We start from the raw sequence: 25,900 nt of genomic DNA, 5'->3' as shown, positions 1-25,900 counted from the left end.
TTCGCGAGCAGGCTCGCTCCCACAGGAGAAGCGGAGCACCACCCATGACCACCGACATCGCCTACATCGCCAGGGCCCTGGACCAGGCCGCGCAAAAGGCCGAAGCCCTGGCCCAGTTCAGTACCCAGGCACCGTTCAGCCTCGACGAGGCCTACCAGATCCAGCGCGCCTCGATGCAGCATCGCTACGACGCCGGCGAGCGCATGATCGGCCTGAAGCTGGGTTTCACCAGCCGCGCCAAGATGATCCAGATGGGCGTCGACAGCCTGATCTGGGGCTGGCTCACCGACGCCATGCTTGAAGAAGATGGCGGTGTGGTCGACCCGCAACGCTTCATCCACCCACGGGCCGAACCCGAGGTGTGCTTCATCACCCGGCGCACCATCGACCGTCCGCTGACGGCGCTCGAAGCGGTGGACTACCTGGAAGCCGTGGCCCCGGCCATCGAGATCATCGACTCACGCTACCAGGCGTTCACGTTCAGCCTGGAAGACGTGGTCGCCGATAACTGCTCATCCTCCGGCCTGGTGGTCGGCGCCTGGTCCCGGGACTTCGCCAACCTGGCCAACGCCGGGGTGCTGATGCGTATCAACGGCCGGGTCGTGCAAGCCGGTTCCACGGCAGCGATTCTCGGCCATCCGTTGCGCAGCCTGGTGCAAGCCTCGCAGTTGCTGGCCAAGGCCGAGATCGCCCTGCCCGCCGGCAGCCTGATCATGGCCGGCGCCGCCACCGCCGCCGAAGCCTTGACCCCTGGCGACGACGTCAGTGTCGAGATTGCCGGCTACGGCGAGTGCGGCTTCAGCGTCGCGGCACGCCAGGGAGCACACGTATGAACCTCAATCGATCCACCGTCGTCGCCGGCAAGGCCACCCCGCGCGGGCGCTTCCCGCACATCAAGCGGGCCGGGGATTTCCTCTACGTCTCGGGCACCAGTTCGCGGCGTCCCGACAACAGTTTTGCCGGTGTCGAGGTGGACGCCATGGGCACCACCGACCTGGACATCCGCGCCCAGACCCGGGCGGTGATCGAGAACATCCGCGACATCCTCGCCAGCGAAGGCGCCTGCCTGGGCGACCTGGTGGAGGTGTGCAGTTACCTCGTCGACATGAATGACTTTGCTGGCTACAACCAGGTTTACGCCGAATACTTCGACGAAACCGGACCCACCCGCACCACCGTGGCCGTGCACCAGTTGCCGCACCCGCACTTGCGTATCGAAATCAAGGCCGTGGCCTACGCCCCTCTCACTCGCTAAGGACAACAAGATGGACAAGCATCACTTCAGTCCACCCCTGAACTTCAATCGCTGGATCGAAGAGTACGCGCACCTGCTCAAGCCGCCGGTGGGCAATCGCCAGTTGTGGAAAGACGCCGACACCATGGTCACCGTGGTCGGCGGCCCGAACCAGCGCACCGACTTCCACGACGATCCGGTGGAAGAGTTCTTCTATCAGTTCAAGGGCAACGCCTACCTGAACATCTGGGACCGTGGCCAATACGAGCGCATCGATTTGCGCGAGGGCGACATGTACCTGATGGCGCCCCACGTGATCCATTCACCGCAGCGCCCCGAGCCCGGCAGCCTGTGCCTGGTGATCGAGAAGGCCCGGCCCGAAGGCCAGTTCGATGCACTGCAATGGTCCTGCGCCCACTGCGGCACCGTGGTCAAGCGCTACGAGTTGCAACTGCAAAGCATCGTCACCGACCTGCCGCCGGTGTACGAACAGTTCTACGCCACCAGCGACGCCGAACGGCGCTGCACCGGCTGCGGCGAAATCCATCCCGGTCGCGACTGGCAGACCTGGCACCGCACCCTGGAGGCAGTCAAACGCCCATGAAAATCGACATGCACTCGCACTTCTTCCCCACCATCAGCCAGGCCGAGGCCGCGCGCCTGAGCCCCGAGCGCGGGCCCTGGTTGCAGACCAGCGGCCGCACCGGGCAGATCATGGTCGGCGACAACGCGTTCCGTCCGGTGCATGACGTGCTGTGGGACATGCACCGGCGCATCGAGCACCTCGACGAGCAAGGCCTGGACGTGCAGATCATGTGCGCCACGCCGGTGATGTTCGGCTACGACGCGCCGATTGAACGTGCCCTGCCCTGGGCCCAACTGATGAACGACCGTGCCCTGGACATGACCGCCGTGGCCCCCGACCGGCTCAAGGTCCTGGCCCAGGTGCCGCTGCAAGACATCGACGCCGCCTGCGCGGAGGCCAGCCGGGCCAAGGCCGCCGGCCACGTCGGCGTGCAGATCGGCAACCACGTCGGCAACCTCGACCTGGACCACGAAGGCCTGGTGACCTTCCTCACCCACTGCGCCGAAGACGACATCCCGGTGCTGGTCCACCCCTGGGACATGATGGGCGGCGAGCGCATGCGCAAGTGGATGCTGCCGTGGCTGGTGGCGATGCCGGCCGAGACCCAGTTGGGCATCCTGTCGCTGATCCTCTCCGGCGCCTTCGAACGCATCCCGGCGTCACTGCGCCTGTGCTTCGCCCATGGCGGCGGCGGATTCGCCTTCCTGCTGGGGCGCGTCGACAACGCCTGGCAACACCGCGACATCGTGCGCGAAGACTGCCCGAACGTGCCGTCGAGCTACGTCAAGCGCTTCTTCGTCGACTCGGCGGTGTTCGATCCGGGCGCGTTGAAGTTGCTGGTGGAGGTGATGGGCAGCGAGCGGGTGATGCTCGGTTCCGACGCGCCGTTCCCGCTGGGCGAGCAGCGCATTGGCGCCGGCGTGATCGAACATCCGGCGCTGGACCCGGCCAGCAAGGCGCAGATCCTGGGGGGCAATGCCCAGGCATTCTTCGCCCTCTGATTGACCGGGCGCTGCCGTCTCCCCGTTGCCCAGCGCTGCAGCGGGGAGTGTCGGGATGCCCAGCACAGGGCATCAATCACCTACAGATTTTTTAGCCCTTTCCCTCCAACTCTAAAGAATCATCCTACTTATTCAGCTCCAGCTTCTTGTTAGCGTTCGCCTCATTTCGACGGCTAACAAGGAACATCGGATGATCACGCCTCACGCCCAGCCCCACGCCCGCTTCAGCCTGACCATCCTCGACGCCAAGCATGACCTCCAGGTGCTGTCGTTTATCGGCCATGAAGCCATCAGCCAACCTTACGCCGTTGAAGTCGAACTGGTCTGGTACCGCAGCGACCTGGACCTGGAGCACCTGCTGCACCAACCCGCGTTCCTGGCCTTCAATGAAACCGGGCAAGGCATCCACGGGCGGATCCACCGCATTACCCAGGGCGACACCAACCGGCGCCAGACCCATTACCACCTCACGCTGGTGCCACGCCTGGCCTACCTGCAGCACCGCATCAACCAACGCATTTTCCAGCACCTGAGCGTGCCGCAGATCATCGCCAATCTCCTCAAGGAACACGGGATTCTCAGCGACCAGGGCTTGTTTGAGTTGAGCAACGTCTACCCGCCGCGCGAGTACTGCGTGCAGTACCAGGAATCCGACCTGGATTTCATCCAGCGCCTGTGCCACGAGGAAGGCCTGCACTACCACTTCCGCCACAGCCGCACCGAACACCTGCTGGTGTTCAGTGACGACCAGAGCCACTTTCTCAGCCTCGAACCGCCGACGCCCTACCGACATGACTCAGGCCTGGTTGCCGACGACCCGATGGTCCAACGCTTTGCCCTGAGCCTGGCGACCCAGGCCAGCCGCACCACGCGCCGCGACTACAACTTCAGAAACGCGCGCTACACCCTGGAGACCAAGCACCGGCCCGACATCGACAACGTCCATCCCGACCTGGAGGACTACCGCTACCCCGGCGGTTTCCAGGACGGTGAGCACGGCAAGCGCTTGACCCGCCGCGCCCTGGAACGGCACCGCATCCGCTACTGCGAGGTCGAAGGCCAGAGCGACCAGCCGAACCTGATCAGCGGGCACTACCTGCAACTGGTCGAACACCCGCGTGCCGAGTGGAATGACCGCTGGCTGGTGACCTCGGTGCAGCATCAAGGCCGCCAACCGCAAGTCCTCGAAGAGGGCCAGAGCGACACCTTCCAGCCCACCGACGGTTTCTCCCAGGGCTATCGCAACCGCTTTGTCGCCACTCCCTGGGACGCGTTCTACCGCTCGCCCAAGGTCTACGAAAAACCCGTGCTCAGCAGCCAGACCGCGCGGGTCACCGGCCCGGAAGGCGACGACATCCACTGCGACCCACACGGCCGGGTCAAGGTGTTGTTCCACTGGGACCGCGAAGGTCAGCTCGACGAGCACAGCAGTTGCTGGCTACGCGTGGCGTCCGGTTGGGCGGGCAACGCCTACGGCAGCATGCTGCTGCCGCGCATCGGCATGGAGGTGCGGGTCAGCTTCCTGGAGGGCGACCCCGACCAGCCCGTCGTCACTGGCTGCCTGAGCAACAGCGCCAACCCGCCGCCCTACCCGCTGCCCGCCAACAAGACCCGCAGCGTGTTCCGCTCGCGGACCTCGCCCAACGGCGACGGCGCCAACGAACTGCACCTCGAAGACCGCGCCGGCCTGGAACTGATCTACCTGCGCGCCCAGCGCGACATGGAGCAGAAAATCGGCAACGACAGCCGCCTGGAAGTGGGCAACGAGCGGCACGAAATCATCAGCGGCAACAGCGTCGCCCAGCTCCGCGCCGAGGACCACCGCACCGTCACTGGCAACCGCATGACCCGGCTCAAGGCCGACGATCACCTGCAGGTCGATGCCAACAGCCACACCCGCGTCGAACAATCGCTGGTCATCGACGCCGGCCAACACGTGCACATCAAGGCCGGCGCGCACCTGACGCTCGATGCCGGCGCCAGCCTGACCCTGCTCGCGGGTGGCCAGCACATCGTGATCGGCCCCGGCGGGATCTTCAGCAGCAGCGCCATTGAACTGGGCGGCATCCCGGTCTCGGCAATGGTCGCCGCCTCACTGATCCCCGAGACCCCCGCCATCGCCCCGTCACAGCGGCGACTCATGACCGCCAGCAAAGCCCTGGCGGCGGACCTGTGTCCCGTCTGCGAGGCCTGCCTCGAAGGCGTTTGTCCAACCCCAGGAGCCACCGTATGAAGCCCTTGTTGCCCCACACCTGGATGAGCAAACAACGCAGCCAAGGCTACGGCGTCTGCCTGATCCTCGACTCGGCGGACGAGCGCAGCACGCGCCAGGCGTTGTTGAGAAGCACGCCGCCGGACCAGTACCAGAGCCTGTACAACCAAACCTCCGTGGCGGAGCTGGCCGACGTCGGGCCGTTCCTTTTCATGCTCGACAACCCTGACGACCGGCACCTGCTCAAACTGTTCAAGGCACCGCAACGCAACTGGGGTTGGCTCGCCAGCCTGCCACCCGGCGGCCTCGCCACCCTGGCCGAGCATTGGCGCGCGCGGGCGCTGGTCGGTGCCCGCCCGCAACAAGCGCTGTACCGCTTTCACGACAACCGCGTCTTGAGCCGCGCCCTCGAGCAGCTCGCCAACGACGCCCGCCCGACCTACCTCGGCCCGGCGATCAGCGTGTGCTACTGGCAAGGCGAGCACTGGGCCAGCGCGGACAACCCGGCCCCCGGTCGCTACCTGCTGCCGAACGATCCGCCCTGGTTACACACCACCCAACCCAAGCAGGAGGCCGCCGCCATCCTGCGGGTCAATGTGCGGCGCTATTTGCTGGCCGAGCACCTGGAGGCCTACACCCGCCTCGCCGATAAGCATTCCCATGAAGCCTGGCTGGACCAGTGGTTGGCCCAGGCCGACGCCTGGGGCTGGACGACACCGGAGGCACTGGCGCTGCTGCTGACCCACGCCCTCAAGACACCCGCCGCAGGACTGCCGACGTACTGGCAAGCCCGCCCCAACGAAAGCCCCAGCGTTCACTTCGAACGGGTGGTGACGACCACGGCCTTCTGGCAACAAGAGGGCCCGCTATGAATCGCCTCGGGCGCACCCTGGCCCTGGCCTGCGGCATCGCACTGACCCAGGGTTGCACCGCCAAGCCGCCGAACACCTTCACCTTCACCGCCGACTTGCCGCCGAACTTTGCGTATGTGGCCGCCGCGTACTACGGACCTGCCGAGGGCGAGACCTGCACCGTAGCAACCAAAGACAACCGGGCGCCGGTGTTTAACCATCAATGGCGAACCGAGTACAAACCCAACTCGGAGATAACCATTCGCCGCACCCGCAAGGGTTGTCCGTTAGTGATCCAAAAGATCAAGTTGGAGATCAACGCGACCTATGGCGCTGATCGAGGTGACTTTGGCGGAGACTGGGCCAACGTCGTCATCCGTCATGAATTGGAAGAACAATACAAGGGCACGTTCAACGAAGTTGGAACCAGCAACTTCTATGGACAATGTCAGTGGTTATTTCGCACAGCAGGGAAGAACAGGCGAATTGTAAAGATCCTCGACTGCAAAGAGACCAATGCACAGGGCGAACTTGTAAAAGGGCGTCCGTTCTCGGCTTACACCTTGGACCAACTGCCGGGCAAGACCGTGAAGATGGTGATCAGGCTAGCAAAAGAAGAACGGCCTTACATGGGTGATACCTGGGTCAAGTTCCCCAATGGTTGGAAACGTTGCCTGGGTGAAAACTTTGAGGACCAACACGCCTTTTGCTACGGCAACTACAAGGACTTCAGTGATTTTCAAATGCCCGACGGAACGAAATGCACCATCTATCCCGGCTGCACGGAATAAGGGCGACCAACATGACCACTACCCACACCTTATTTAAGTCACCGATAAAACTTAGCGCCCTGGCCTGTTGTTTCGCTCTGACCCTGGGCTGCACCGCCAAGCCGCCGAACACCTTCACCTTTACCGCCGACTTGCCGCCGAACTTTGCGTATGTGGCCGCCGCGTACTACGGACCTGCCGAGGGCGAGACCTGCACCGTAGCAACCAAAGACAACAAGGCGCCGGTGTTTAACCATCAATGGCGAACCGACTACAAACCCAACTCGGAGATAACCATTCGCCGCACCCGCAATGGGTGTCCGTTAGTGATCCAAAAGATCGAACTGGAGATCAACGCAACCTATGGAAATACTCGACGAGACTTTGGTGGAGACTGGGCCAGCGTCGTCATCCGTCATGAACTGGAAGAACAATACAAGGGCACGTTCAACGAAGTTGGAACCAATCACTTCTATGGACAATGCCAATGGTTGTTCCGCACGGCTGGAAAAAAAAGGCGCATTGTAAAAATCCTCGACTGCAAAGAAACCAATGCACAGGGCGAACTTATAAAAGGGCATCCGTTCTCGGCTTATACCCTGGATCAACTGCCGGGCAAGACCGTGAAGATGGTGATCAGGCTAACGAGAGAAGAACGGCCTTACATGGGTGACACCTGGGTCAAGTTCCCCAATGGCTGGAAACGGTGCATGGGTGAAAACTTTGAGGACCAACACGCCTTTTGCTACGGCAACTACAAGGACTTCAGCAGTTTTCAAATGCCCGACGGCACCAAATGCACCATCTATCCCGGCTGCACCGAGTAAGGAGATAACGATATGGCAGTAACCGACGAAAAACTGAACTCACAATTGAGCAACCGAACATTGGCTTGTCCCGCGCAGGGCAAATGGACCCGCTTTCAGTTGGTGGACGAGTTCGGATCGGGTGAGCCCTTTGAAGGACTGGTTTATGAAGCAATAGACGCAGAAGGGCAGAAGTACCGGGGTCGACTGGATGCAACAGGCTCTGGCAAGGTTGAAAACCACTTTGCCGGGCCGGTTGTACTCACCGTTGATCAGAAGTACCAAGGACAAGACAAGGCGTACACCAAGCTTCAACTCCGGGACAGCTACCCACTCAAGATCACCGAACTCCAAGTCCGCGCCGAACAAACCCGCTATCGCAACAAAAACGCCACGCGCCCCGTGGACAACCCGGCATTCGCCTGCGCCGACACGCACTACCAGGTGGAAGTGCGTCACCTGGTCGAGCACGTGTCCCATTTACCCCCCGAGGTCTATCGCCATTTCCCCCACTCCATGGGGGCGGCCCGGCTCATGGGCGAGCACGGCCGGTGCGGCGTGCCCCTGATCCCGCAACAGCACACCGTGCTGGAAGTGCGCCCGCTCAGGGCCTTGCGCCCGTTGCTGTCCACGGGACCTGAGTTCTGCGCGCTCAACCTCTACCAACTCGCACTGATGGCCTGCTTGGTTTACTGCCCCTTTGGCCAACAACCCAATGAACGGCCCATCAAGCAACCGCGGGTGAACTTTCCGGGGCAACCGAGCGTCGGCAACTGGTTCGGTGATGCGCTGGCCAAGGCCGATGAGATCTGGCAGGTCGATGCAGGGCAACCAAACGATTACTACCCGCTGTACGAAGACGTGCCGTATTCAAAGCGCCTGGAAATCGTGCCGTTCGATCCGGCGCTGTATGCCGTCAATGACCCCAAGCTGGGGCAGGACCAGGAGAACCCAGAGGGGATTCATTTCCTTGATGACCGGGGCCAGGACGTGGACACCGATACCCAGGCCTTCATCACCCACAACGATGAACTGATCCTGGTCTCCATACGGGGCACCTGGGAGTTGCCCGCCGACATCTTTCGCGATGCCGATGCCCTGCAAGTGCCGTTCGAGGAAGGCGTGGGCCACGTACACCAAGGCTTTTATGGGGCGGCACAGAGCGCCTATGGCTTCGTCGTCAAGTACCTCGAAAAATTCCACACCGGCCAGAAGCTGCTCATCTGCGGCCACAGCCTCGGCGGTGCCGTGGCCCTGCTGCTCTCGGAAATGCTGCGTCGAAGAGCAGGATTCAACTACGACATCGTCCTCTACACCTACGGTTCGCCCCGGGCCGGTGATGCCGAATTCGTCAAGGGTGCCGCCGCGCTGGTGCACTATCGCATGGTCAACCACAACGACCCGGTGCCGAGCCTGCCCGGCAGTTGGATGAACACCAAGAACGAAGTGATGGGCACGGGGTTGGCCCTGACGTTCACCAATGTCCCGCTCGGCGTCTCGGTGTTTGTCGCCGGGCTGAGCAATGTGACCGGCGAACCCTACACCCACCACGGCACCTTGCGGCACTTCATGACGGTGGAGTTCGACGCCCGGGAACACTCGGCCATCCTCTGGGAACCGGGCTGCACCACCATCGACCAACACGCCGCGTGCAGCATCGCCCTGAAACAGCACAAAGGCCTGCCGCAGCGCCCCTCGCTGCTCAAGCAAGTCTTCAGCGGCGGCGATCACTCCATGAGCAGTTCGTACATGCCCGCGAGCTGGGCCACCTTGCGCCGCTGGCAACAAGCCGAGCAGCACCGTAACTCAGTGCTGACCAAGCGCGAGTTCCAATGGGTCGATAACGCCCTGGTGAAGATCACTGCCCAGCTCAAGGCCGCAGAACGCAACCTGGACAATCGGCCAGAACCCTACGTGCGCGCCTTCGAAAAGGACTACGCCGCGATCCGCCGCGAGCTGGACAACATCCGCACCACCCACGCGCGCCTGGAGACCCTGCGGTTCGCCAGCATCTATCGGCATGACCTCTACGGCTCGCTGTCCGTACAACCCGAGCGCCTGGCCGAGAGCCTGGCGCGCTGGCAGGCGCATCCGCGCAATCAGGCCAAAGAACAACTGGCCATGGCACCCGCGCTCGACGCGGACGACGCCCTGATGGCGTCGCTCTACGGCACCGACCCCAGAGAACCCTACATCTTCGACATCGATTCGCTCACCTGACGGAACCCGGCGCCGGCTGGCGCCCGGTGCTGCGCCCGCCTCAGAACTTATAGCGCACCCCCATCTGCAAGCCTTCGGGGTTTTCGTTCTGCAGCGGGCTTTCCAGGTTCCAGCTCACCGGGTAGCGCACGTCCGAGTCGCGATTGTGGTGGACGTAGCCGTACACGGCGTAGAGGTCGGTCTTTTTGTCGTAGTTGTAGATGTACGCCAGGTTGATCCCGGTGGCGTCGCTCAGCGCTTGTTCCTTGCGGTCGTCCTTGAACACCACGCTGGCGGCGATGTTCTGGTTGTCCCAGAAGTTGTGGCGGATGCCCAGTTGCAGGTCGTTGCCGTTGGAGGAGAAGTCGACCCATGGCGCGTAGGCGTAGTAGCCGACATAGCGGTGGTAGACCGCCGTCAGGTCGGTGGTGCCCATGCTGTAGACCACGGTGAAGTAGGCGTCGGTCGCCTGCTCCATGGTGTGGTTGTCCCACAGGTTGCGCTGGTACTTGCGGTCCACGGCGGCGGCGAAGTACCACGGGCTGTCGGCCCAGTAGTCGATGCTGGTGCTGTAGACCACGCCATCGCGGCTACCGTCGTGCTTGCCCAGGGTGGTCATGCCACGGAACTGGAAGCCCTCGTAGCGCGGGCTGATGTACATCATCGAATCGTCTTCACGCCACGGCGCGTAGAACACCTGGAGGTTGTTGACCAGGCTGTAGTCGTTGCCGTACAGCGGGTCGGCGTAGCCGTAGCTGTTGGCCGACGGCGTGTCCTGGCGTCCACCGCTCAAGGTGCCCCAACGCTCGGAAATGATCTGGAAGTAGGCTTCGCGCTTGCCCCACGCGTCGTTGGAATGGGGGTTGTACATGGCCTCGTAGACACCGTTGAGCTTGATGTCCTCGGTCACGTTTTCGGTCCACTTGAACTGGATGCGGTTGGCCGACAGGCCTGCGCCTGTCCAGCGGTCCACGGTGTCGCCGCCCGAGCGCGCCACTTCGTACGTCAGGTCGACCACCCCGGACACCTTGAACTCGGCGTAGCAAACACTACTCATCATCAACGGGAGGGCGAACAATAATTTGCGCATGTAAAGCTCCGGCCACAGCGAACGTGCAGGGGCGGCCCGTGATCGAGCCGCCGCCAGACGTTTCTTATTTATTTTTATTGTTAAGGGTCAGCGAGTACGTGCTCAGTTTCGGGCCGGCCACTGCTGGGTCGGGGCATCGAAGCTCGGCTTGCCCAACAGCGGCGTCGACAGCGCGTAGAAGCCGTGGTTGGTGAAGACCCAGATCAGGTTGCGGTCGTACTCGGTATAGGTGCCGTGGGTCAGGTTGCCCATCGCGTAGCTGACCACGTTCTTAGTGTCGAACGGCGGCACGAAGTAGGCCCCAATGGTCGGCTTGCCCGGTGTACGCACATCGAACACCTGGACCCCGGCGTTGTAGAACGCGTACGGCAGAATGCCTTCGCGGGCGACGCCCGGTTGGGTGTAGTAGCCCGAACGCTTGGGCCCGAAGCTGCCCTTGCGCTGGCAGTAGTCGGTGAACGCGGCGTCGGCCGGTGGCGTCGGACGTGGCAACACGTACTCGATGGCGGGCTTCCGCGGGTTGCTGACGTTGACCGCGAAGATGTCTTTCTTGGCCTCGAAGCAGTCTTCCGACAGCGGGTAGCCGCTGAAGTAGATGATCCCGGTCTTCTCCACTTGCGAGACGTCGATGTTGTCGCCTTCGGTGCCCGCCACGCTGACCGGGAACTCCAGGTGGCCGACCACTTTCATGTTGGCGCCGTCGGTGATGTCGACGATGTACAGGCCCATCCCGCCCATGGCGGCGTAGCCGTACTTGCCGCCCTGCTCCACGGGTTTGGGAATGAACAACGACATGCGCGCGCCCATCCACGAGGCGCGGTTGCCGGCCCGTGGGTTGGCCTTGAACACCGCTTCGTGTTTCGGATCACCGACGATTTGCCCGGGGACGGTCAGCATCTGCAGCAGTTTCGGGTTGCTGGGGTCCGACATGTCCCAGGACTGGTAGCCGGCGTTGTACAGGTCGTTGGGGTATTCGGTGAGCGCGTACTTGTCGCTTGGCGCAGCGGCCACGTACATCACGTCGCCACCGAAGTAAGCCGGGATGTCGCGCACGCCGGAACCCTGCTGCTCGCCAATCGGCGCATCCGGGTGTTCGATGTCGCTGGTGCGGGTGGCGATCAGTTTCCAGTCCTCCGGCAGCGGGCCGTTCATCTCATAGACCTTGAAGCCCTTGAGGTGCTTGGACTTGCGGATCGCCTCGACCTTGTCCGGCTCGCGGTACTTGTCGCTCAGTACACCGAAGCGGCGCACTTCGAAGGACTGGACCATGATGTTCTTGCCCAGCTTCTTGTTCCACTGCACGGTGGCGGCACCGAACATGTCGTCAGCGGCGTACGGGTTTTCTTCTTTGCTCGGGCCCTCGGGGCCCCAGGTCGCCCCCTTGGTGTAGACCAGCTTCACTTCTTTGGGATGGGTGATGTCGAACACTTTGAGGTTGCGGCGCACGTACTGGTAGAGGTAGCGCTTGCCGTCGAAGTCGACGATGTTCTGCCAGGTGTGGAACGGCTCGACGGTGATCGGGTAGTAGGCCTCGACCGTCATGTTCTTGATGTAGCTCTTGGTGTCCCAGTAATCCAGCTCACCGGCAAACGGTTCGCCTTCATGGCTGAAGGGCGTGGCCACCGGGTGGGTGAACTTGCCCGTGGCCTTGTCCATGCCGTAGCTGCCCGGCGCGGGCATCGGCGGGATCTTGTCCACCGACATCGCCACCTGTTGCTTGACGAACGGGTCGGTGATGTTGACCGGCGCCGAGCTGTCGGCGTGGGCTGTGGTCCAGAGGCCGAGCATCACGCAGGTCGCCAGCGCACCTTTGAGGAACGGCAGGCGCGAGGATGTGGAGAGGTGCATTGTTTTCATTATTCACTCCAGTGGTTAGGCCCAAGTGGGCCGTTGAACAGTCAGGGTTGGCAGGCTTACAAGAGGTCGATGGGGTAATCGCTGATCAGGCGAAAATCATCCAGGTCGCCCGAGCCCTGGTCGGTGTTGGCCCGGTGCCAGGCCTGGCGTGCACGCACGCTCAGGCCCTTGGCCGGACCGGCCTGGACCACGTAGCGCACTTCCAGGTTGGTTTCGTGATGCTGGCCGTCGTCGCCATAACGCCCCGAGTACGGGCCGGTGGCGGCGATGTGGCTGCCGTCGATGCCCCAGCCGCGCACATAGCGGCTCATGAACGTCAGGCCCGGCACGCCGTACGACGCCAGCGACAGGTCGTAGCGCACCTGCCAGGAACGTTCCTGCGGGCCGTTGAAGTCGGAGAACTGCGCGGCGTTGGGCAACTGGATCGAAGCGCCCTGGTCGTTGCCATTGCGGCCGTTGCGATCCTTGTCGCCGACCCCCAGGTAATCGAACGGGGTGTCGCCATCGATCTTCTGCAAGCCCAGCAGCCAGCGATGGGCGCCGCTGCGCCAGAAGGTCGACAGGCCCAGGCTGGTGTTGTTGATGTCGCCGGCCTTAGCCCGCCCTTCGTCCAGGGTGCGATAGGCGGTCAGCCCGAGGCCGAGCTGGTGGTTGGCATCGAGGTCGATGCGGCTGTCGAGGTTGGCGTAGTACTGGTTCCAGATGTCTTCGAAGCGCGAGCCGTACAGCGTGACGCTCACCCCCGGCGTCAGTTGGTAGGTGCCGCCCAGATAGTCCGCCGCAGGCGTAGTGACGCCGGCCATGACCGCCCACAAGTCGCCATCGCCGTTGGTGGTCACCGGGCTGGTGCCCGAGGTGAAGTGCCCGGCCTGGACCTCAAGGCCGTCGACTTCACGGCTGACCAGCGACAGACCGGTGGCCGTCTGCGGCACGATGCGAAAGTGGCTGACCCCGAACACCGGGGTCTCGGGACGTTGTTCACCGACCTTGAGCACGCTGTTGGACAGGCGCAGTTTCAGCGCCGCGCCGGCCTTGCCGTAGCTGTCGGCCGGTTCACCATCATCGTGCACCGGCAGGTTGCCGGTGCCGGATTTGTCGGCCGGGGCATCGAGCTTCAGGCCCAGGTAGGCGAACGCATCCACGCCCAGGCCAAACGTCCCTTCGGTGAACCCGGAGTTGAACTGGCCGAGCACGCCTTGGGTCCAGTCGCGGGCATCGCGGCGGCCGTCTTCCTTGCTGCGGTTGAAATAGGAGTTGCGCAGCAAAAGCTCGGCGCTGCTGTCGGCGATAAAGCCGCCCGCAGACGCCGCCGCATACGAAGGCGACGCGCAGGCGCAGGCGCAGGCCAACAACAGAACGGTGGCTCTGGTGTGATTCATGACAACCCCAAGTGAAAGGTGGGTCGGAGCGCAGCGGTGGTGTGGGAGCGGGCTTGCTCGCGAAAGCGTTGTGTCAGGCGATAGGGATGTCGACTGACACGCCCTCTTCGCGAGCAAGCCCGCTCCCACAAGGGATGCGCTTAGCCCTTGTTCCTGGTGAATGCTTCAGGTGTAGAACGAGCCCAACCGTCCCTGGTCAGGCGGTGATGGTTCAGCGTTGCAGTGGCAACGGCTTGGGCGCGTCCGTCAGGACGGGGGCCTTTTGTCGAAAGCGCAGGTAGTAGATGACCAGGATCACCGCCAGGAACGGAATGCCGCAGTACAGCGTCGGGGCAAACTCTTCGGTGAACAGGGTGGTGATCATCACCGCCAGCATCAGCAGCAACCCGGCCAGGCTGGTCCACGGGTAGCCCCAGAGCTTGAACGCCAGGGGCTGGCCGGCCTGGGCGCGGCGGAAGAACAGGTGGGTGAGGAAGATCCCGGCCCAGGTGAACATCGCGCCGAACATGGCAATCGACATCATCAGGGTGAAGGCTTTCTCCGGGTAGGCCAGGTACAGCAGCGTGGCCAGGGCAATGCCCACCGAGGACAGCAGCAACGCCGGCAGCGGCACGCCCTTGCTGTTGAGGCGACCGAACACCTTCGGTGCCTGGTCGGCGCGCGACAGGCTGAACATCAGGCGAGTGGTGATGTACAGCTGGCTGTTCATCGCCGAGAGGGCCGCGATCAGGATCACCGCATTGAATACCGCACCGGCATACGGCACGCCGGTGGCCGCCATCACGGTCACGAACGGGCTCTGGCCGCCGGTGTTCTGGCCCCAAGGCACAATCGCCAGCACCAGCGCGATGGTCAGGATGTAGAACACCACCAGGCGCACCACGGTGATCCGGAAGGCGCGGGTCACGGCGCGTTGCGGGTCCTTGGCTTCACCGGCAGCGACGGCGATCATCTCGATGCTCAGGTAGCTGAAGAACGCGACAATCACCGCCACCCAGGTGCCCCACCAGCCGTTCGGGAAGAAGCCCCGGTCGTTGGTGTAGTTGGCAAAGCCAATCGAGGTGTCGGCCGGCGCGCCATAGACCACGTAGGCACCGAGCAGGATGAAGATGACGATGGCGCACAGCTTGATCAGGGAGAACACGTACTCGATGGCACCGAACACCTTGACGCTGAAGGCGTTGGCGACGATCAGGGCCATGGAGAACGCGACCATCCAGTAGCCGCCCGGGACGTCCGGGTACCAGTACTTCATGTACATCGCGGCGGCGGTGATTTCCGTGCCCACCGCGAACACGATGGACGACCAGTAGGCGTAGCGAATCGCGAAACCAAACCACGGCGACACATAGAACTCGGCGAACGAGCCGAACGAGCCCGAGGTCGGATGGCGCACGGTCATTTCCGCCAGGCAGCCCATCAACAACAGGGCAATCAGGGCGCCGATGCCGTAGCTGACCAGGACGCTGGGGCCGGCAAAGCCGATGGCGAAACCGCTGCCCAGGAACAGCCCGGTGCCGATGGCGCCGCCAATGGCGATCATCGACAACTGGCCGCTGGTCAGGCTTTGCTTCAAGCCCTTTTCACGGTCTATCAGGTGTTCGAAGGTGCTGGTTGTTTTTGTCATTGCACGTTTACTCCGAAGCGATGGGTGGGGAGCCTCAGGTCACTGACTTGCGCGCCAGGAACTCGGGGCGATCCCATTCTTTTTGTTCGAGGATTTCACGCAGGGCCGCCACGCTGTCCCAGATATCCACATAGCGGATGTACAGCGGGGCAAAGCCGAAGCGCAGGATGTCCGGGGCGCGGAAGTCACCGACGACGCCACGGGCGATCAGCGCCTGCATCACCGCGTAGGCCTGCTCATGGGCCAGCGACACCTGGCTGCCGCGCTGCTCGCCGTCACGCGGGGAACGCAACTCGATGCCCAGGCCCGCCAGTTGCTCGTCGCACAGGCGGATGAACAAATCGCCCAGGGCCACGCTCTTGGCGCGCAGCAGGTCCAGATCGACGCCGTCGAACACTTCCAGCGCGGCTTCCAGGGCCAGCACGCCGATCTGCGGCGCAGTGCCGGTGAGCATGCGGTCGATGGTCGGGTGCGGGCGGAAGTGGTGATCGAAATCAAACGGCTTGGCGTGCCCGTGCCAGCCGGTGAGCGGCTGGCGAATGTGCGGGATGTGGCGCTCGGCGACGAACACGAACGCCGGGGCGCCCGGGCCGCCGTTGAGGTACTTGTAGCCGCAGCCCACGGCGAAGTCGGCGTTCACCCCGTTGAGGGCAATCGGCATGGCACCGGCCGAGTGGCACAGGTCCCAGACCACCAGCGCGCCAACCGCCTGGGCCCGCTCGGTGATGCGCGCCATGTCGTAGCGCTTGCCGGATTTGAAGTTGACGTGGGTCAGGGACACAATCGCCACGTCTTCGTTCAGGGCGTCGTAGATCTCGTCCGGCTCCACGCACTTCAACTGCGTACCGGTCAGCTCGGCCACGCCATCGGCGATGTAGACGTCGGTGGGGAAGTTGCCCTTCTCCGCCAGGATCACGTTGCGCCCAGGACGCAGGCGGGTCGCGGCCACCAGGACTTTGAACAGGTTGATCGAGGTCGAATCGGCGACGATCACCTCATGGCCCTCGGCGCCGATCAACGCGGCAATCTTGGCCCCGGTGCGCTGTGGCGCCGGGTACCAGTCGGCATCGTTCCAGGAGCGGATCAGGCCGTGGGCCCATTCCTCCTTGAGGACTTTTTCGATGCGCGCCGGGATGTGCGCGGGCATCGCGCCCAGGGAGTTGCCGTCGAGGTAGATCTCACCCTCGGGCAAGTCAAAACGTTCACGGGATGCGCGCAGCTCATCAAGACGGTCAAGCTGCTCAACGTCCGCTCGGGTGGCGGGGGTGGACATGGACATAAACGCTCCTTCTGAATGCTTTCTTCTTCTAATGGGGGACCGCACGCCCTTGTGGGAGCGAGCCTGCTCGCGAAAGCGGTACATCTGCCATCCGTGCTATCGGCCAAGACGCCCTCTTCGCCGGCAAGCCGGTCGCTCCCACAGGGGTAGGTGAATAACTGGCTGATTCCCTGGTGCACAAGCCCTTACAAAGTGGCCTGATGCTACCCTCCCATGCCATTACCCGAAAATAGAAAAGAGCGCGTCAAGTATTCTCGACCGTTATAGCCAGCCCCTTCCCACACGATAAAAAACCTCAGCCCGGTGTGCCACGTTCACTAAACGTTCAGAAACCGCGTCCTATACTCCCCAGCCCATAGGTCTTCCCTCCCGGTATCGGTAGCCCACTGCACATGACTCGCCCTGCCCCGCTCCTCTTCCTGCTTGCCGCCCTGCTGTTGTTTTTTGCCCTGGGCAACCACCAACTGCAGGGCTCCACCGAAGCCCGGGTCGCGGGCATTGCCATGCAAATGCACCTGGACAACGACTGGGTCACGCCGCGCCTGTTCGGTACGCCGTTCCTGGAGAAACCGCCCCTGAGCCTGTGGCTCGACGCCGGTGCCATCCGCGCGTTTGGCGCCACGCCCTGGGCGGTGCGCCTGGCGTCGGCGTTTGCCGGGCTGTTCAGCGTGATGCTGCTGTACGCGATGCTGCGCCGTTTTGGCCGGCCGAAAGAGGTGGCCTTCACGGCGGGGATCGTGCTGGCGACGATGGCCAGTTACTGGGTCAACGCGCGCAGTGTCGGCGAGGATGCGCTGCTGGCCCTGGGGGTGAGCATGGCGCTGCTGGCGTTCTTCCAGGGGCTACGCCAATCATCGCTGGGCAACGCCTTGCTGTTTATCGCCGGGATCGCCATCGCCACCCTGAGCAAAGGCGTTCTGGGCCTGGCGATGCCGGGGGTGGTGATCTTCGCCTACCTGCTCACAGAGAGCCTGCTGGATAAACGCCTGAAGCCGACGGACTGGCTGCGGCCCGGGCTGTTGACGGTGCTGGGGCTGATCCCACTGCTGATCTGGCTGTTCATGCTCTATCAGCGCGGCGGTTCCCAGGCCCTGGCCGAAGTGCTGCTGACCAACAGCCTCGGGCGCTTCGACGGTTCGTTCGTCGAGGCCGGGCACTACGAGCCGTTCTATTACTACCTGGCCAAGCTGCCGGAAGCCTTCCTGCCGTGGAACATCCTGGTGTACCTGGGGCTGTGGCACTTTCGTAAACAGTTGGCGAGCAACCGCTACCTGCTGTTCTTCACCGTCTGGCTGCTGGCCCAGTTCCTGATGCTGAGCCTGGCCTCCAGCAAGCGCACGGTGTACCTGATGTCCCTGACCCCGGCCGCCGCGGTGATCGGCGCCGAATACGCCTTCGTGCTGCTGGAGCGTTTGCGCCTGCGCACTGACGCCTCGGGCCTGCTGGGAACTATCGCCCGTCATCGCCGGGGCATTGCCATCGGCATCATCAGCGTGCTGATCGCCGCCTACCTGGCCGCCGCACAATGGGCGGCACCGATGGCGGATCGCAAGCTGTCGTTCCTGCCGCTGACCGAGCAGATCCAGGCGATGCAAGCCAACGGCCAGAACGTGGCGCTGTACCAGGCCAACGAGCGCACCGCCGGGGCGACGGTGTTCTACACCCACAGCCTGCTCAATGACCTGGAGACCGAGGCCGAGTTGAAAGCGTTCCTCGGGGCCTCACCGGCCAACGTGGCACTGATCGCCAGCGACACCCCGCCCGCACCGCCATTGAAGGTGCTCAAGCAGATGATCGTGGGACGCCAGCCGTACTATTTCGTGGGGATGTGAAGCACGCTCGGGCCCGAGAGCACACCAGACCTGTGGGAGCGAGCCTGCTCGCGAAAGCCGAGGGGGCAGTCACCTTTAATGTTGACTGACTGGGCCCATTCGCGAGCAGGCTCGCTCCCACTCAAGAGTCGCTTGACCAACCGCCATCAGGCCGCTGCGGGATCACCACAGCGCCAGCTCATAGGTCAGGTACAGGCGGTTGTTGTCGCGGTCGCTGGCGAAGGTCGAGCGGTACGTCGCCTTGCGGTATTCCATCCCCACCCCCTTGAGCGCGCCGTCCTGGATCACGTAGCGCAGGTTGGTGTCGGACTCCCACTCGCGGGTCTCGCGGCCTTTGAATTCGCCGTTTTCGCCCTTGTAGTAGCGGGTCATGAACGTCAGGCCCGGCAACAGGACGGCCAGGTCGTGGTCGTAGCGCAGCATCCAGGTCTGCTCGCCGGCCTGGATGAACTTGCCGACCCCGGCGTTGGAGAAGGAGTAGACGGTGGACACGCTGGTGTAGGGCAGCGCGGTGGAGCCGCTGACTTTCTGGTAGCCCACGCCCAACGCACCCGCGCCCAGCTTATAGGTGAACAGGCCGCTGAACATGTCGGCGTCCACTGCCCCGTTGCGCGCCTCGCCCGCTTCGTTGCTGATGAAGTAACGCAGGTCACTGGTCAAGGTGCCGCTGCCCACCGGCTGCTTGTGCACCAGCCCGAGGAACTGCTGGCGATAGAACTCGCGCATTTCCCCGTAGTACCAGGTGCCGGTGAGCGTGGGGGTGAAGCCATAGGTGGCGCCGGCGAAGTCGAAGTCGGTGCCCTTGCCGCTGTAGCCCTGGGGATAAATATCGACGCTGTCGGTGGAGTTGCGCTGCTTGAACTTGTCCAGGTGGCCGGTGTGCAGGTACAGGTTGCGGATGCCGCTGTACTCCACTTGGGTGCCCTGGAAGGTTTGCGGCAACAGGCGCCCGTCGTTGGCGACCAGCACCGGAATCTTCGGCAGCAACGTGCCCGTCTTCACCAGCGCGGCGCCGATGCGCATCTTGGCGGTGAGGCCCAGGCTGGAGAACTCATCGGCCGCCTGGCCGTAATCGTGTACCGGCAGCAGGCCGGTCCCGGCATGGGCCGGGCTGGAATCGAGCTTGAGCCCGGACAGCGCCAGCGCATCGAGGCCAAAGCCGACGGTGCCTTCGGTGTAGCCCGATTGCAGGTTGAGCAAGAAGCCCTGGGCCCACTCCCGGCGGTCGTTGCCACCGTCGCGGTAGTCGTCATTGAAGTAGTAGTTGCGCAGGGTCAGCCTGGCGTGGGAATCCTCGATGAAACCCTGGGCCATCAGCGCTGGCGAGACCGTCGCCAGCAAGCCCGCGGACACGATGCCGCTTGTCGTGAACAGCTCACGCATGGTTGTTTCCTCAGTGCCGTCTTGTCGATTTTATGGGCAGTCGCAATGGTGTTGTGATGGATCGTCAACGTTGAACGCTAATGGGCTGGTGCATTCGCGAGCAGGCTCGCTCCCACAGGGTTCGTGTCGTGACGATCATGGCGCCGCGCTGGACTCGGCGGCGCGTTGGAGCGGACACTAACGACTCGTCGGCACGCCCACAACGTTATGCGAGAAGCGCATCAGGCTATGCGTAAGTTCGTCAGGCGGGGCGTCGCGCACCTGGAAACCATGGGAATCGTCGTGTGAACCTCAAGCAACTCGAAGCCTTCAAAGCCATCATGTCCACCGGTTCGACCATCGGTGCCGCCACGCGCATGGACCTGTCGCAATCAGCGGTCAGCCGCCTGCTCACCCAACTGGAAGAGTCCCTGGGCTTCGCCCTGTTCCTGCGCAAGAAGGGCCGCCTGATGGCCACCCCCGAAGCCGAGGAACTGCTGGCCGAAGTCGCCGGCCTGGTCGATGGCATGCAGCGCATCCAGCGCCTGGCCGATGAGTTGCGCATCGGTCGTTCACACAAGCGCCTGCTCAAGATCGGCGTGCCCACCAGCATGGCTTCGGAGTTGCTGCCCAGGATCGTCGCCGAGTTCCTCAAGGATCACGACGACGTGGTGATCGAGTTGCTCACCGGCTCCTACGACATGATCGAACGGGCGGTGCTGGACCGCTCCGCCGACCTGGGGTTTGTGCGCCTGCCCACCGAGCTGCCGGACTTCGAGATCGAGCCGGTGCTGCAAACCGAAGGCGTGTGCGTGATGCCGGCCAACCATCCGCTGAGCCGCCACGCCGAAATCGACGTGCGCCTGCTGCATGACGTGCCGTTGGTGCTGTTGGGGCGCCAGCGGGCCCTGCGCGCCGAGCTCAACCAAGTGTTCCGCGCCGCCCACCTGACGCCACAGGTGCGCATCGAAGTGCACTCGGTGGGGGCGGCGTGCGCCTTTGTCGCCGAAGGCCTGGGGGTGTCGATTGTCAACGGGCTGCTGGCCAGCCACTTCGCCCATTTACCGATTGTCACCCGCCCCTTCCGCCCTACGCTGCCCTACGCCTTTGGCCTGGCGTTCCGGCGCGACGAGCCGCGCTCGCTGATGGTCGGCACCTTTGCCGAGCACCTCAAGCAGCGCTTGAGCGCGTCGCTCACGACCCCGTCATAGCCACCGTGGCTTGGCCCCAAGATAACCGGAGCACTGTGCACGCCAGCGCGAGTAAGCTCGCTCGCCACACCCGCCCCATCACACCAACACGTTCCCCACCACACCTACACATTTGTCCTTCATACCCTTGAGCAGCACGTGGGTATTTGGTTACAAAACGCATAGCCCAACCCGCCCCACGCATAACGTTGTCGCCCTCAAAGGTTTGCCCTAGTGTCTGCCCCGTCCACGCGCCGACACCCACAACAATAACTTCCCGAGGGCACGCCTCAATGCAACCACCACCGATCACCCTCACTCCGCCGGGAGCCACTTCGGCACCCGCGCAGCCGGCGCAAGAGCGCCAGCGCAAGCAGATCAACCCGGCGATCATCCTGCTCAGCATCGTGTTGCTCGCCGTCGCGTTCACCTATGCGGTCAACTCCGGCAAGTTCCAACGGGCCAACGGCCTGGTTGTGCCGGGCTCATATCAGGTGCTGGAAAAAGATCACTCGCTGAGCCAGTTGTTCAACGCCGAACCGCGCACCGCCAAAGACCCGATCGCCCGCCCGGTGTCGTTGATCGAAGGTTTCATGGCCATCCCCCAGGGCATCGAAAAACGCGCGGCGCTGATTTTCATGGTGCTGTTCATCGGCGGCATGTTCGGCGTGCTGAACAAGGCCGGGGTGATCGACGCCGGGCTGGAACGCTTGCTCGGCATGACTCGCGGCAACATCTACGTGCTGGTGCCGATGTTGATGCTGGTGTTCTCCGCCGGCAGCACCTTCATGGGCCTGGCCAAGGAATTCATCCTGATCGTGCCGTTGATGGTGGCCATGGCCAACCGCCTGGGGCTGTCGAACCTGATTGGCCTGGCCATCGTGTGCATCTCGGTGAAGATCGGTTACCTGGCGTCCATCACCAACCCGGTGGCGCTGTCCGTGGCGCAACCGATGGTCGGCCTGCCGATCTTCAGCGGCATGAGCATGCGCATCGCCGCCTACGCGCTGTTCCTCGCGGTGGGCATCGTGTTTGTGCTGTGGAGCATCCGCAAGCACGGCTACGACGCCAGCGTCAAAATCACCTTCGAACACAAGCCACTGCCGCTGCGTCACTTGCTCAACCTGCTGGTGCTGGCCTTTGGCGTCGGCTTCATGGTGTATGCCTCCAACCGCTTCGGCTGGAAGTACCACGAGCTGTCGGCGTTCTACTTGCTGCTCAGCGTCGCCTTCGCGGTCATCGCCGGCCTGGGCGCCAGCGTCGCCGCCAGTGCGTTCGTCGATGGCATGAAGAAAGTGTTGATCGCCGGGGTGTTAATCGGCCTGGCCACGGCCGTGGAAATCATCCTCAGCACCGGCCAGGTGCTGGACACCATCGTCAATGGCCTGGCCAGCGTGGTCAGCGATCACGGCCCGGTGGTCTCGGCCTATGCCATGTTCTTCTCGCAGTTGGGCCTGGATGTGCTGATTCCGTCCACCTCGGGGCAGGCGGCCGTGACCATGCCGATCTTCGGTCCGCTCGGCCAGCTTTCCGGGGTCAGCCCGCAGACCACGGTCTATGCGTTCTTGCTGGGTAACGGCTTGACCAACATGATCACGCCCACCTCCAGCGGCCTGCTGGTGTTGCTCGCCACCGCGCAAGTCGGCTGGGGTCAATGGGCGCGCTACATCTTGCCGCTGTTTCTGATCTACACCGTGCTGGCGATGGTCTTGCTGGCGATTGCGGTGTCCACCGGCTACTGAGTTCCACGGCGCCCATGCCCCGTGTGATGGGCGCCGACTTGCACAAGGTTTTTTATGATGATCGCTTCTCTACCCGCCATGCAGCTACTGCGCAATCAAATGATCCCGATGCGCGACGGCGTGCGCCTGGCCACCGACATCTACCTGCCAACCGGCACGCCCGGGCCGTTTGCGGTGGTCATCGAGCGCACGCCCTACGACAAGCGCAAACCCTCGCGCTCGGAGAAGCAGCTCGACGGCCAGCACATCAGCCGCGAGCACATGGCCGCGCGGTTTACCGCCAAAGGCTTCGTCGCGATCTTCCAGGACTGCCGTGGGCGCTACGCCTCCGAAGGGCTGTTCACCAAGTACACCGCCGAGGGCGAGGACGGTTTCGACACCCTGGCCTGGATCGTCGCGCAGCCGTGGTGCAACGGCCGGATCGGCAGCATGGGCCTGTCCTATGCCGCCCACACCCAACTGGCGATGGCCTGCCTGCACCCCCCAGGGCTGGCCAGCATGGCGCTGGACTCCGGCGGCTTCGCCAACGCCTACCAGTGCGGCATTCGCCAGGGCGGCGCGTTCGAACTCAAGCAGGCGACCTGGGCCTTTCGCCAGGCCAAGGAAAGCCCCGCCGCGCTGGCCGATCCGCTGATCCGCGAGGCGCTGGAGCAGGAAGACATCCACCAATGGTTTGCCCGCATGCCGTGGCAACCGGGGCAGTCGCCGATTCGCCATGTCCCCGAATACGAAGCCTACCTGCTGGAGCAATGGGCCCAAGGCAGCTTCGGCCCGTACTGGCAAAAGCCCGGGATCTACGCCGAAGGTCACTACGACGAGTTGCCGGACATCCCGGTGTTGTTCATGTCCAGTTGGTATGACGCCTACGTCAGCTCGACGCTGGCCAACTACACCGCGTTCAAGCGCCACAACCGCGCGCCACAGCGCCTGATCATGGGGCCCTGGCTGCACGGCGACCGCAACATCACCCACAGCGGCGATGTCGAGTTCGGCCCGCAGGCGGCCTTCGATGGGGCGGTGGCCGAGAACTGGCTAGCGTGCCGGCTGGACTGGTTCGAGCGCTCGCTCAACGATTCGCCAGCCGCCTCGCCGGCCAGTGCCTCGGTGCAGGTGTTCCTGATGGGCGGTGGCGCCGGCACCCCGGACACCCACGGGCGCCTGCAACATGGCGGGCGCTGGCTTGAAAGCACGCAATGGCCACTGCCGGGGAGCCAGACGCTGAGCCTGTACCTGGATCACCACAAGCGCCTGACCCCGCACCCGCCCACCGCGCCAGACGCCCGCCTGGGCTATCGCGCCGACCCCGATCACCCGGTCCCGACCCTGGGCGGCGCCCTGACGTCCGGGGCGCCGGTGTTTGTCGGCGGCGCCTTCGATCAGCGCGAGCGCCCGGACTTTTTCGGCACCCACGGCAACCATCAGCCACTGGCCGAGCGCGCGGATGTGTTGAGTTTTGAGACCGAGCCATTGGCCGAGGACCTGATCGTCGCCGGTCCCCTGCAGATCGAGTTGTGGATCGACAGCGACGCCCCGGACACCGACTTCACCGCCAAGCTGGTGGACGTCTATCCGCCGAGTGCCGAGTACCCCGAAGGCTACGCGATGAACCTCACCGACGGCATTCGCCGCTGCCGCTACCGCGACTCCTGGGAGCACCCGACACTGCTCACCCCAGGGCAACGGGTCAAGGTGGTGATCGAGCCGTTCGCCACCTGCAACCTGTTCAAGCGCGGCCATCGCCTGCGCCTGGACATCGCCAGCAGCAACTTCCCACGCTTCGACGTCAACCCCAACAGCGGCGAACCCGAGGGTCAGGCCCAACACAAGCGCATCGCCAACAACACGGTGCACCTGAGCGCAGGCTTTGCCTCACGCCTGATCCTCACCACCCTGGCGCCGGATGCCTAGGCCTGACGCCGCCCGGTCAACCGCGCGGGCCCGTAAAAGGCCAGCGCGGTGAGCCAGCAGACCAGCCAGACGATGATCCCGGCCCACAGGTTTTGCGACATGAGGTGCCAGCCCTGCAGCACCCGGACGGCGCCGTAACCCAGGCCCAGCAACAACGCGCCCCACATCACCCAGCGACGATAACGCCACTGGTGCCGCAGCGCCACGAAGTACAACACCAGCATGCTGAAGCCGCTAGCCGCATGCCCACCCGGCCAGCAACGGCCTTCGTCCGCAGTGCCCGACAGTTCCATGTGACGAAACCATTGCGTCTGTTCATGGGGACCACCAAAGCGCGTGGTCTGAATCGGGCAATAGACCCCGGTATGCGCCTTGAGCCATTGGACCACGCCGATGCAGAGGACAAACGCCAGCACCACGTACCACAAGTCCCGACGATGGCGGGCGGCGAGCCGGAGCAAAGGCGCGGTGCGGATCGCGGTCAGGACGCCAACCGCACGCGGGTGTCGTTCAATCAGCGGCCAGATCAGCGACAGCAATGCCCCTATCAACGCCAGGCGCACAACACCATTGGTCAACCAGCGCGCCCAGGTCGCCGTGAATTGCTCGACCTGGGGAATGAGGTTGGCCGCGAAGACCTGGGTGGCCGGGTCATAGAACAGCTTGCTGATGGCGACATCCAGCGAAGTCAGGTCGAACAGCACCAGCACCAGCACCGCGCACAGCAACGGGATGCCGAGATTCAGCCAATAGAAACGCATCGAAGGCCCTTGTTGTAACGACTCAGACCCGCGCGTGCATCCGACTCGACACTCGCCCCACAGCCCGACCCGCCCTGCCTGATGAAACGTACAGGCGTCAACACGACGCCAGGATGACCCGGACAATAACGACAGGCAAATCGACCTTCCGTGAAAAGCCTGTGAAAAAACCGTGAGGTGCCACTGACGACGCCTACATCTGTACAGGCGTGAC

Annotated in this window: 20 protein-coding genes; 13 read left to right on the top strand and 7 right to left on the bottom strand. The window is 63.6% G+C overall.

All coding sequences use genetic code 11. From position 1 onward, the window contains the following. Nucleotides 1-44: 44 nt before the first annotated feature. From BMW74_RS20595 to BMW74_RS20555, 9 genes are all read left to right on the top strand, one after another. Nucleotides 45-833 carry a 2-keto-4-pentenoate hydratase gene (locus tag BMW74_RS20595; protein WP_093425875.1) on the top strand — a complete coding sequence of 263 codons (789 nt, stop codon included), beginning with the start codon at nucleotides 45-47 and terminating at the stop codon, nucleotides 831-833. Beyond that, on the top strand, nucleotides 830-1,255 hold the full coding sequence (locus BMW74_RS20590) for a RidA family protein (RefSeq protein WP_093425872.1): 426 nt from the start codon (nucleotides 830-832) through the stop codon (nucleotides 1,253-1,255). The genes BMW74_RS20595 and BMW74_RS20590 overlap by 4 nt, the downstream gene beginning before the upstream one ends. A gap of 10 nt (nucleotides 1,256-1,265) precedes the next feature. Continuing rightward, nucleotides 1,266-1,838, top strand: coding sequence for a 3-hydroxyanthranilate 3,4-dioxygenase (locus tag BMW74_RS20585; RefSeq protein WP_093425869.1), 573 nt, complete (start codon nucleotides 1,266-1,268; stop codon nucleotides 1,836-1,838). Then, nucleotides 1,835-2,821: an amidohydrolase family protein gene (locus BMW74_RS20580; protein WP_093425867.1), complete on the top strand. Its 987-nt coding sequence runs from the start codon at nucleotides 1,835-1,837 to the stop codon at nucleotides 2,819-2,821. The genes BMW74_RS20585 and BMW74_RS20580 overlap by 4 nt, the downstream gene beginning before the upstream one ends. A 190-nt stretch (nucleotides 2,822-3,011) precedes the next feature. Continuing rightward, nucleotides 3,012-5,054, top strand: a complete 2,043-nt coding sequence (locus tag BMW74_RS20575; protein WP_093425864.1) for a type VI secretion system Vgr family protein — start codon at nucleotides 3,012-3,014, stop codon at nucleotides 5,052-5,054. After that, on the top strand, nucleotides 5,051-5,905 hold the full coding sequence (locus BMW74_RS20570; RefSeq protein ID WP_093425861.1) for a DUF4123 domain-containing protein: 855 nt from the start codon (nucleotides 5,051-5,053) through the stop codon (nucleotides 5,903-5,905). The genes BMW74_RS20575 and BMW74_RS20570 overlap by 4 nt, the downstream gene beginning before the upstream one ends. Beyond that, nucleotides 5,902-6,675 carry a hypothetical protein gene (locus BMW74_RS20565; RefSeq protein WP_093425859.1) on the top strand — a complete coding sequence of 258 codons (774 nt, stop codon included), beginning with the start codon at nucleotides 5,902-5,904 and terminating at the stop codon, nucleotides 6,673-6,675. The genes BMW74_RS20570 and BMW74_RS20565 overlap by 4 nt, the downstream gene beginning before the upstream one ends. An 11-nt stretch (nucleotides 6,676-6,686) precedes the next feature. Further along, on the top strand, nucleotides 6,687-7,481 hold the full coding sequence (locus BMW74_RS20560; RefSeq protein WP_093425856.1) for a hypothetical protein: 795 nt from the start codon (nucleotides 6,687-6,689) through the stop codon (nucleotides 7,479-7,481). Nucleotides 7,482-7,493: 12 nt separating this feature from the next. Beyond that, on the top strand, nucleotides 7,494-9,680 hold the full coding sequence (locus BMW74_RS20555) for a lipase family protein (RefSeq protein ID WP_093425854.1): 2,187 nt from the start codon (nucleotides 7,494-7,496) through the stop codon (nucleotides 9,678-9,680). A 40-nt stretch (nucleotides 9,681-9,720) separates the two neighbouring features. On the opposite strand, the gene BMW74_RS20550 is transcribed toward BMW74_RS20555, so the two are convergent. The 5 genes from BMW74_RS20550 to kynU form a co-directional block, all read right to left on the bottom strand. After that, nucleotides 9,721-10,749: a porin gene (locus BMW74_RS20550; protein ID WP_093425851.1), complete on the bottom strand. Its 1,029-nt coding sequence runs from the start codon at nucleotides 10,747-10,749 to the stop codon at nucleotides 9,721-9,723. Between the two features lie 102 nt (nucleotides 10,750-10,851). Continuing rightward, entirely contained in the window at nucleotides 10,852-12,606 is a 1,755-nt protein-coding gene (locus tag BMW74_RS20545; protein ID WP_218189046.1) for an LVIVD repeat-containing protein, read from the bottom strand. Nucleotides 12,607-12,662: 56 nt separating this feature from the next. After that, on the bottom strand, nucleotides 12,663-13,985 hold the full coding sequence (locus tag BMW74_RS20540; RefSeq protein WP_093425849.1) for an OprD family porin: 1,323 nt from the start codon (nucleotides 13,983-13,985) through the stop codon (nucleotides 12,663-12,665). A gap of 211 nt (nucleotides 13,986-14,196) precedes the next feature. Beyond that, nucleotides 14,197-15,612, bottom strand: a complete 1,416-nt coding sequence (locus BMW74_RS20535) for an amino acid permease (protein ID WP_093425847.1) — start codon at nucleotides 15,610-15,612, stop codon at nucleotides 14,197-14,199. 34 nt (nucleotides 15,613-15,646) lie between these two features. Next, nucleotides 15,647-16,891 (bottom strand): kynureninase, encoded by a 1,245-nt coding sequence (gene kynU / locus BMW74_RS20530; protein WP_093425845.1) that lies wholly within the window; start codon nucleotides 16,889-16,891, stop codon nucleotides 15,647-15,649. A 392-nt stretch (nucleotides 16,892-17,283) separates the two neighbouring features. Here kynU and BMW74_RS20525 point away from each other — a divergent pair, with 392 nt between their 5' ends. Beyond that, a complete protein-coding gene (locus BMW74_RS20525; RefSeq protein WP_093425843.1) occupies nucleotides 17,284-18,723 on the top strand; it encodes an ArnT family glycosyltransferase in 1,440 nt (479 codons plus the stop codon). 162 nt (nucleotides 18,724-18,885) lie between these two features. Here the strand turns inward: BMW74_RS20525 and BMW74_RS20520 are convergent, their stop codons facing one another. Then, on the bottom strand, nucleotides 18,886-20,106 hold the full coding sequence (locus BMW74_RS20520) for an OprD family porin (protein WP_093425841.1): 1,221 nt from the start codon (nucleotides 20,104-20,106) through the stop codon (nucleotides 18,886-18,888). A gap of 284 nt (nucleotides 20,107-20,390) precedes the next feature. Here BMW74_RS20520 and BMW74_RS20515 point away from each other — a divergent pair, with 284 nt between their 5' ends. The 3 genes from BMW74_RS20515 to BMW74_RS20505 all read left to right on the top strand — a co-directional run bounded on the left by BMW74_RS20515 (nucleotide 20,391) and on the right by BMW74_RS20505 (nucleotide 24,925). Continuing rightward, nucleotides 20,391-21,296, top strand: coding sequence for a LysR family transcriptional regulator (locus tag BMW74_RS20515; RefSeq protein WP_093425838.1), 906 nt, complete (start codon nucleotides 20,391-20,393; stop codon nucleotides 21,294-21,296). A gap of 272 nt (nucleotides 21,297-21,568) precedes the next feature. Further along, on the top strand, nucleotides 21,569-23,017 hold the full coding sequence (locus BMW74_RS20510) for a YfcC family protein (RefSeq protein ID WP_093425836.1): 1,449 nt from the start codon (nucleotides 21,569-21,571) through the stop codon (nucleotides 23,015-23,017). A 78-nt stretch (nucleotides 23,018-23,095) separates the two neighbouring features. Next, nucleotides 23,096-24,925, top strand: a complete 1,830-nt coding sequence (locus BMW74_RS20505) for a CocE/NonD family hydrolase (RefSeq protein ID WP_093425834.1) — start codon at nucleotides 23,096-23,098, stop codon at nucleotides 24,923-24,925. On the opposite strand, the gene BMW74_RS20500 is transcribed toward BMW74_RS20505, so the two are convergent. Further along, a complete protein-coding gene (locus tag BMW74_RS20500) occupies nucleotides 24,922-25,686 on the bottom strand; it encodes a phosphatase PAP2 family protein (RefSeq protein WP_093425832.1) in 765 nt (254 codons plus the stop codon). The two genes, BMW74_RS20505 and BMW74_RS20500, sit on opposite strands and share 4 nt — an antisense overlap. Nucleotides 25,687-25,900 lie beyond the last annotated feature (214 nt).

Source organism: Pseudomonas sp. ok272 (assembly GCF_900109995.1).
Taxonomy (GTDB): Bacteria; Pseudomonadota; Gammaproteobacteria; order Pseudomonadales; family Pseudomonadaceae; genus Aquipseudomonas.
Note: the sequence above shows the minus strand (reverse complement) of the source record. Positions and strands in the feature narration are given on the sequence as shown.